We start from the raw sequence: 7,871 nt of genomic DNA on the forward strand, positions 1-7,871 counted from the left end.
CGCTGGAACAACTCCCACAACTCGTCCGGCACCAGCCGCTCAACAATCCCTGCCACGACCGGCAGCTTACCCAGCCAAATGAGATGACTTCTTAGTGCGGTGAAGATCTCCTCGGCCGGCCGCTGGGCCGTCCCCGGTGCCTGCGGCCGCAGCAGGGTGACCAGGCGGTGCCTGCCGGCCTTGCGGATCTGGGCGGGTGATCCGAACTGTTCCAGCAGGGTGAGGACGGCCGGGTGCTGCGATCGTGGCTCCAGCACCCGTTTCAGCGGGGGGTGGTTCTGGGGTGGCGGGCCGTGCGGCCGGTTCGCGGCCCGGGTGGTGAGGGCCCGTTGAGCCCGCAGGAGCGCGAGGAACTGCGCCGTCTGCGCAAGCAGGTCCGTGAGCTGGAGCTGGAGCGGGAAATCCTGCGCAAGGCGGCCGCGTATTTTGCCAAGGAGATGGGTCGATGACCGGCCGCTGGCGGTTCATCTCCGACCATCGTGACCTGTACGGAGTGCAGCGGCTGTGCCGGGTGCTGGACGTGTCGGAGTCCGGCTTCTACCGGTGGATCGCCGCGGCGGCCACCCGGGCCGCCCGGAGGGCCGCCGACGAGGACCTGGGCGCTCGGATCGAGCAGATCCACGGCGAGTCGAATGGCGCTTACGGAGTTCCCAGGGTCACCCGGGAGCTGCGTGAGCGGCATGGGCCGGTGAACCACAAGCGGGTCGCCCGGCTGATGCGCGAGCGCGGACTGGCCGGCCGGCACCTGCGGCGCAGCGTGCGCACGACGGTCGCGGACAAGAGCGTGCCGCCGGCACCGGACCTGGTGGGACGTGTGTTCGCGGCTCCGGCACCAGATGTCCAGTGGTGCGGTGACATCACGTATCTGCCGGTCGGCGGGTCGTGGATGTACGTGGCCACGGTGATCGACATGCACTCGCGGCGGGTCGTGGGCTGGTCGCTGGCCGAGCACATGCGCGCCGACCTGGCCGTCGACGCGGTCCAGGCCGCCGTTGACGTCCGGGGAGGTGACGTGCGAGGCGTGGTGTTCCACTCCGATCGCGGCACGCAGGGCGGATTCAACCGGTCGTTGCAACACCTCGTCCTCGGAGGTGTTGATGGGCAGGCCAGCAGGGTGGATGGCGTCGTTGACCGGACGGTCGCCGATGAAGTCCCCGGGTGCGCCGGCGCTTCGGCGGGAAGTGGAACGTCAGTTCTGGCGGGAAATCGCGAAGGGGGTGCTCTCCGAGGAGGCGGCAGCTGCGGTTGGCGTATCCCAGGCGGCGGGTTGCAGGTGGTTCCGTCACGGTGGCGGCATGCCACCAATGGATCTTGCTCCGCAGTTTGGCCGGTACCTGTCCCTTCACGAGCGCGAAGAGATCGCGATTCTCAAAGCACAGGGCATCGGAGTCCGGGAGAGCGCGCGGTGTCTCGGCCGCGATCCATCAACGGTATCCCGGGAGCTGCGGCGCAACGCCGCGACCCGCGGTGGTCGGCTGGACTACCGGGCGTCGGTCGCGCAGTGGAAGGCCGATCTCGTGGCCCAGCGCCCGAAGACAGCAAAGCCGGCCGCGAACGACCGGCTGCGGGACTACGTGCAGGAAAGGCTTTCCGGCCAGGTCAGCCGCCCGGACGGGACGGTGCTGGGACCGCAGGGCCCGCGGTGGAAGGGGAGGAACAAGCCCCACCGCGGCGACCGCCAATGGGTCATGGCGTGGAGTCCGGAGCAGATCGCGAACCGGCTGAAGGTCGACTTCCCCGATGATGAGTCCATGCGGATCAGCCATGAGACGATCTACCAGGCCCTGTTCATCGAAGGCCGTGGAGCGCTCAAGCGTGAGCTCGTTGCCTGCCTGCGCACCGGCAGAGCCCTGCGGGTGCCCCGGGCCCGGTCCAAAAGGACGGCGTGGGCACACGTCACGCCCGAGGTACTGATCAGTGAACGACCGGCGGAAGCCGACGACCGCGCCGTACCAGGACACTGGGAGGGCGACCTCCTGATCGGACTCGAGCGATCGGCGATCGGCACGCTGGTCGAGCGCACGACCCGATTCACAGTGCTTGTCCACCTGCCCCGCCAGGACGGTTACGGCATCGTCCCTCGTACCAAGAACGGACCGCCACTGGCCGGCTATGGCGCGGTGACGATGAAAGATGCGCTTGCGGCCACAGTCTGCACCCTGCCCGGGCAACTATGGCGGTCGTTGACCTGGGACCGGGGCAAGGAGCTGTCGGCGCACGCCCAGTTCACGGTCGAGACCGGCGTCCCGGTCTACTTCGCCGACCCGCACAGTCCCTGGCAGCGCGGCACCAACGAGAACACGAACGGCTTGTTGCGCCAATACTTCCCGAAGGGCACGGACCTTTCTCGATGGGCGGCGGAGGATATCGAGGCGGTCGCTGCCGCCCTCAGCAGTCGCCCTCGTAAGAGCCTCGGTTGGAAGACACCCGCCGAAGCCCTCAACGACCATCTACTATCGATCACATAAGCCGGTGTTGCATCCACTGGTTGAACCCGGTCAGTACACGTCGTTCGGGACTGCTGCACGGATAGGTGACACCTGGCCTGGCTTGCTGAGAGGCGGCCTGGAGGGATGTTGCAGTGCCCATGCCGTGTCCGAAGGAGTTCCGCGAGGACGTCGTGCGGGTCGCGCGCAACCGCGAGCCGGGCGTCAGGCTGGAACGGATCGCCGCCGGCTTCGGCGTTTACTCGATCACGCTGTCGAAGTGGCTGTGCCGCGCCGGCACCGACGAGGGCGCCGGGCCCGCAGCGGCGTCGGGTGAGTCGGCCGAGCTCCGCGAGGCCCGCAAACGGATCAGGCTGCTGGAGCAGGAGAACGAGGTTCTTCGGAGGGCTGCGGCGTATCTGTCGCAGGCGAATCTGCCGGGAAAACGATGTACCCGCTCGTCCGTGAGCTGGCCGCCGCCGCTGCCCGTCGAGGTCGGGTCGCCGGATGCATGAAGACCGGCTCGGGCCTGAACGCGCAGTCGCGGGTGCGTCTGGTGCCGGTTGCCGAGGCCCACGGTGTGGCCGTGCGGGAGGTCCGCCGGGTCGCCAAGTCTCTGATTTCAGACCTCGCCGGTACTGCATCCGGAGATCTTGAGTCCGGCGAGACAGGCAAGATCCTTGTGACGACTGGGGTGGAGGGCACCGGACAGGACGGGATGGCCGGATCGGCAGACCTCGCCGCAACTGCACAGCACCACGCTCTCCACGCTTCTGGGGTTACTCCCGGTGGTTCTCTTGCGCTCTCTGGTGGCTTTTCCGGCGAAGGCCGTGGTGGGAACCACGGTCTGCCGGACTGTGCGTGCGCGGGCGAGGACGGCGGCCCGCTCCGCGGGGGACAGCAGGAGAAGTCCCCGTCGATCAGCAGCGAGAAGCCCGGCTGCGGGCCGGTGGCCGACGGTCCGGTGCGGGTCGTGGACGGTGAGGGTCAGGGCAAGCGGCAGCGGGGGAGGGTGCCGCTGCCGCCGGAGGATCTGCGGGCCGTTCTGGCGCCGGTGGACCTGGTGTGGGCGCGGCTGGAGCGTCCGGCCGCCCGCCGCCTGGTGGAGACCGCCGCCCGCAGCGAGCTGGGCAGGGTGGTCGGGTTCGCCGGCCGCGCGGACGCGCCGCAGGTCCTCGCCGACCGGCTTGCCCGGCGGTTGGCCGACCAGATGCGGCTGGCCGGGCCGATCAAGGACCCGGTGGGATGGCTGATCGGCCTCGGTCTGCCGCAGCGTCAACAGTGCGGCGACGTGCGGTGCGACGACCGGGTGCTGCTCGTGCTCCTGTGGTTGTCCGTTGCACTCGAAGGTTGCGCATCCGGCCGGCGGTGGCCGGCGCGACGAGACCTGTGTCGTCGCACAGCGCGCCGAAGGTGTGCAGGAGGCGGTTCTCCCCGTCGCCGAGATCGAGGATGAAGACGTCGTCCTGGCGCTCCAGCGTGGGGATGGCGGCTCCTTCTCGGTGAGTCGGTCGGGTGCGGTTGGTGTTGCCGGGGGTCACGGCCCGGTGTCGGCGCGGGTTTCTGGCCGGTCCGCGAGGGCGTGGACGAGCAGTTCGTGGATCTCGGCGGCGGCGTCCTCCATCGGGAGGGTGCTCTCCTGCGCCCGGCACAGCACCACGGCGCCCTCTTCCGCGGCGACGATCAGGGCGGCCAGGCGGCGGCTGCGCTCCTCTGGCAGACCGTGCCGCGTGAGGAGGGTGGTGAACGCCTGCTGCCAGCGGGCGAAGGCCTGGCCCGCGGTGCGGGCGAGCTGGGGGGCGTCGTCGTTGGTCTCCACGGCCACCGCGACGATCGCGCAGCCGGCCCGGAAGCCGCTGTCGGCCACCTGACTGCGCCAGTGCGCGAAGAAATCGTCGACCGCCCTCACCGGGTCGTCGGCCTGCGCGAGGGTCTCGATCATGCCGGTCATCAGGCCCCCGCCGAGGGTCACCGCTTCCTCCATCAGCTGGGTCCGACCCCTGGGGAAGTGGTGGTAGACCGAGCCGCGCGGAGCGCCGCTGTGCGCGAGGACCCGGTCCATGGTGGTCGCGCTCGCGCCGTACTCGCGCAGCAGAATCATCGTGGAGTGCAGCATGCGCTCGCGGCTGTCGCTCTTGCGGGGACTCATCGCGCCCCTTTCCTCGTCTGACGGACCGCCGCCGGCCTGCGGGGCGGCCCAAGTGGTGCTGACGTTGTAGCCGGCCCTGCTTGCGGACCCGCCGACAGCATTATATGTTTTATGACGTAGAGCATACAAGGTTGCGGTCGCGCACCCGCCGCCGAAAGGACGTGTCTGTCATGACCTCTGTGCTGCATTTCAATGTGCCCGAGAAGCCCCTCGTAGGCGACCGGCCCCACGGACCGGGGCACCAATGGCATGGGACCCGATGGTCCCGACGCTGATCTACGGCGAGAGCGACGCGGTCCTGGTGGACCCGCTGACCACCGTGCCCGAGGCCCGAGGCGCTGGCCGCGTGGGTCAGGCTCCACCACCGCAATCTCACGACGATCTACATCACCCACGGCCGCCTGGACCACTTCGCCGGGCTGAGCGTGCTGCTGCGGCACTTCCCCGACGCCAGGGCGATCGCCACGCCGAAGGCGGCTGCGCATCATCGAACAGGGCCACCCCGACGCGCCCGAGAGCACCTCGCTGTACGTGCCCGACCTCGGCCTCGTGGTCGGCGGGGACGTAGTCCACAACCAGTGCTACCAGTACGTCGCCGAGCTCACCGACGACATCCGCGAGAACTGGACAGCCGCGCTGGACCGCCTGGCGGCGCTGAACCCCAAGACCGTCGTCGCCGGCCACAAGAAGCCGGGCGTCCCGGACGCCCCCGAGCGCATCGAATGGGCCAAGCGCTACCTGAACGACTTCGCCCGCCTGAAGAGGGAGACCTCCAGCGAGCGCGAACTGCTCGACGCCATGGGCGCGCTGTACCCCACATGGGCCGCCCGCCAGTCGTGGCTCTGTTCGGCCTGGCCTGACCCCCGCAACACCCCCGTTCCGCACCACCACGAAGGACACCACGCCATGACCACACCGACCGCCCATACCGCTGGCAACTTCGAGATCGCCGGAAAGAAGGTCGCCCGCCTGGGCTTCGGCGCCATGCGCCTGACCGGCCTGGGCATATGGGGAGAACCCGAGGACCGCGACGAGTGCATCCGCGTCGTCCGCCGCGCCGTCCAGCTGGGGGTGCAGTTCATCGACACCGCCGACTCCTACGGCCCGCACGTCAGCGAAGAGATCATCCGCGAGGCGATCCACCCCTATCCCGACGACGTCCTGATCGCCACCAAGGCCGGCCTGGCCCGCCCCGGCCCCGACGCCATCCGCACCGACCAGGGTGTGCAGCAGCTGGGCTCCCAGGGATGGCTGCCGCTGGGCCGTCCCGAATACCTCCGCCAGCAGGCGGAGATGAGCCTGCGCCGCCTCGGCCTGGAGCGCATCGACCTCTTCCAGCTCCACCGGATCGACCCCAAGGTGCCCCTGGAGGAGCAGGTCGGCGAGCTGAAGAACCTTCAGGACGAGGGGAAGATCGCCGCGATCGGCCTGTCCCAGGTCAGCGTGGAACAGATCGAGCAGGCCCGGCGGATCGCCGACATCGCCACCGTCCAGAACCGCTACAACCTCACCGACCGCACCTCCGCCGACGTCCTGGCCCACTGCGAACGCGAGAGCATCGGCTTCATCCCCTGGGCGCCCGTCGCCGCCGGAACACTGACCGCCCCCGGCGGCCCGGTCGACCGCATCGCCACCACCCACGGCGCCACCCCCTCCCAGGTGGCACTCGCCTGGCTGCTGGACCGCTCCCCGGTCATCCTCCCCATCCCCGGCACCTCCAAGGTCACTCACCTGGAGGACAACATCGCCGCCGCCGACCTCCACCTGAACGCCCAGGAGATCGCCGAACTCACCGACGCGACGCGATAGCTCACCCGCTGACCCACGGTGGATTCAACTGGTCGTCGCAACACCCTGATCTCGGAGGTGTGCGGCGTGGCCACGGCGGACTGGAGTGTGAAGACCAGCGATGTTCCGGAGGGGCGGCGTCGGCAGTGGCGCGCTGACCGTGCGTTGCGGCCGGCGATGCGTTCGCCGGGGCGGCCTGATCCGTCTCTGTCGCGATCTCGGCCGCCAACACCCACGACAGCCTGGCCCTGCAACCGCTGGTCATGGGCATCCCATCGGTCCGCAGCCCCTGCGGACCGCGGCGTCGCCGACCGGCAAAGCTCCACGGCGACAAGGGCTACGACTATCCCCACCTGCGTCGATGGCTCCGTGAGTGAAACATCGTTCCTCGTATCACCCGCCGCGGTGTCGAGAACTCGCAGCGCCTGGGCCGGCATCGCTGGGTGGTCGAACGCACCCTGTCCTGGCTCATGCACCACCGCCGCCTCACCCGCGACTACGAAACCCACCCACACCGATCAGCCGCCATGATCCATATCGCCGCTATCGACCTCATGAGCCGTCGAGCCACCCAGGAAAACACCCCCAACCGGCGCGGCACCTAACCCCGAACCAAACGGAGAACAAAGAACCAGACGCTCACTAAAGCGGTCCCCGGACACCCTGGACAGAAAACCATGTCACTCCCCATGAACCTCGTCCTCTTCGACAACCCCGAAGCTGTGCTGATCTGCGCATTCAAGCGGGACACCGCTCCGTGTGAACCCGGCCCTGACGCTGTAGCGCCCCGCCAGTGGGACTGTCGAGATGGCTGCGGCAACGCCGTCCGCGCCGATGCCCACGCGAAGTCAGGACACTAGAGGAGAACAATCGAGCAGACGACCGGTCTAAAATTCGCTATTGTCATAATACCCGCGCAGAAAAGGAACGGAAATGTCTCATTCCCAAGGATTCAAGGTAATCAGCGATCTCTATCAGGCCTACATGGAAGGCGACCTGGTCTCCTTCTACAAGAACCTGTCGCCCAATCTGCAATGGATCGAATGTGAAGGCTTTCCGGCTCCCGGTGTGTTTCGGACCAAAGAGGAAATCACGGACAACGTCTTCAATGTCCTGGCACGCGACTGGAGCCAATGGGGCTACCAGCTTGAACAGCTCATCGATGCCGGTGAGTTCATAGTCGCCATCGGAACCTACCAGGGGACCCACGGCACGACCGCGAAGTCCTTCAGCGCCAGAAGCGCGCACCTATGGCATGTCACCGACGGGAAAATCGTGCGCTTCGAGCAGATCGCCGACACTCACCTCATGCACATCGCCGCAACCGCTTAGAGGTCCTAACAAAGGCGTTGGACGTGGCGGTGGGTGATGAGGCAGGTGGCGAGGCCGAGGAAGGCCTCGTGGATGTCGTCTCGTCGTTCCCAGCGGATGTGCAGGCGGCGGAAGCCGTGGAGCCAGGAGATGGTGCGTTCGACGACCCAGCGGAAGATGCCCGGGCCGGAGCCGTG

The 7,871-nt window shown here is 68.2% G+C and carries 7 protein-coding genes and 3 pseudogenes; 7 read left to right on the forward strand and 3 right to left on the reverse strand.

Translation table 11 applies throughout. The features are described 5' to 3' along the window. Positions 1-257, reverse strand: a pseudogene (locus ACF1DX_RS38800) (IS110 family transposase); the annotation flags it as partial. A 188-nt stretch (positions 258-445) separates the two neighbouring features. Between ACF1DX_RS38800 and ACF1DX_RS38805 the strand changes: the two are divergent. From ACF1DX_RS38805 to ACF1DX_RS38820, 4 genes and pseudogenes are all read left to right on the forward strand, one after another. After that, positions 446-1,039: pseudogene (locus ACF1DX_RS38805) on the forward strand (IS3 family transposase); the annotation flags it as partial. Between the two features lie 79 nt (positions 1,040-1,118). Beyond that, positions 1,119-2,468, forward strand: coding sequence for an IS30 family transposase (locus tag ACF1DX_RS38810; RefSeq protein WP_391795849.1), 1,350 nt, complete (start codon positions 1,119-1,121; stop codon positions 2,466-2,468). A gap of 119 nt (positions 2,469-2,587) precedes the next feature. Next, entirely contained in the window at positions 2,588-2,941 is a 354-nt protein-coding gene (locus tag ACF1DX_RS38815; protein ID WP_391795850.1) for a transposase, read from the forward strand. Then, positions 2,938-3,882 (forward strand): hypothetical protein, encoded by a 945-nt coding sequence (locus ACF1DX_RS38820; protein WP_391795851.1) that lies wholly within the window; start codon positions 2,938-2,940, stop codon positions 3,880-3,882. The genes ACF1DX_RS38815 and ACF1DX_RS38820 overlap by 4 nt, the downstream gene beginning before the upstream one ends. Before the next feature lie 81 nt (positions 3,883-3,963). Here the strand turns inward: ACF1DX_RS38820 and ACF1DX_RS38825 are convergent, their stop codons facing one another. Next, positions 3,964-4,575 (reverse strand): TetR/AcrR family transcriptional regulator, encoded by a 612-nt coding sequence (locus ACF1DX_RS38825; RefSeq protein WP_391795852.1) that lies wholly within the window; start codon positions 4,573-4,575, stop codon positions 3,964-3,966. 906 nt (positions 4,576-5,481) lie between these two features. Between ACF1DX_RS38825 and ACF1DX_RS38830 the strand changes: the two genes are divergently transcribed. The 3 genes and pseudogenes from ACF1DX_RS38830 (at position 5,482) to ACF1DX_RS38840 (ending at position 7,695) form a co-directional block, all read left to right on the forward strand. Continuing rightward, entirely contained in the window at positions 5,482-6,384 is a 903-nt protein-coding gene (locus ACF1DX_RS38830) for an aldo/keto reductase (protein WP_391795854.1), read from the forward strand. A 416-nt stretch (positions 6,385-6,800) separates the two neighbouring features. Further along, a pseudogene (locus ACF1DX_RS38835) lies at positions 6,801-6,968 on the forward strand (IS5/IS1182 family transposase); the annotation flags it as partial. A 328-nt stretch (positions 6,969-7,296) separates the two neighbouring features. After that, on the forward strand, positions 7,297-7,695 hold the full coding sequence (locus tag ACF1DX_RS38840; RefSeq protein ID WP_391795853.1) for a nuclear transport factor 2 family protein: 399 nt from the start codon (positions 7,297-7,299) through the stop codon (positions 7,693-7,695). A gap of 5 nt (positions 7,696-7,700) precedes the next feature. Here ACF1DX_RS38840 and ACF1DX_RS38845 read toward each other — a convergent pair. Further along, positions 7,701-7,871, reverse strand: a 171-nt coding sequence (locus tag ACF1DX_RS38845) for a transposase (RefSeq protein ID WP_391795855.1), incomplete at its 5' end; no start/stop codon positions are given.

The organism is Streptomyces sp. NPDC014676 (assembly GCF_043084105.1).
GTDB lineage: Bacteria > Actinomycetota > Actinomycetes > Streptomycetales > Streptomycetaceae > Streptomyces.

Coding starts and splice junctions, on each gene's coding strand:
- ACF1DX_RS38820 (WP_391795851.1), top strand. CDS start 2,938: ATGAAGACCGGCTCGGGCCTGAACGCGCAGTCGCGGGTGCGTCTGGTG.
- ACF1DX_RS38825 (WP_391795852.1), bottom strand. CDS start 4,575: ATGAGTCCCCGCAAGAGCGACAGCCGCGAGCGCATGCTGCACTCCACG.
- ACF1DX_RS38815 (WP_391795850.1), top strand. CDS start 2,588: ATGCCGTGTCCGAAGGAGTTCCGCGAGGACGTCGTGCGGGTCGCGCGC.
- ACF1DX_RS38830 (WP_391795854.1), top strand. CDS start 5,482: ATGACCACACCGACCGCCCATACCGCTGGCAACTTCGAGATCGCCGGA.
- ACF1DX_RS38840 (WP_391795853.1), top strand. CDS start 7,297: ATGTCTCATTCCCAAGGATTCAAGGTAATCAGCGATCTCTATCAGGCC.
- ACF1DX_RS38810 (WP_391795849.1), top strand. CDS start 1,119: ATGGCGTCGTTGACCGGACGGTCGCCGATGAAGTCCCCGGGTGCGCCG.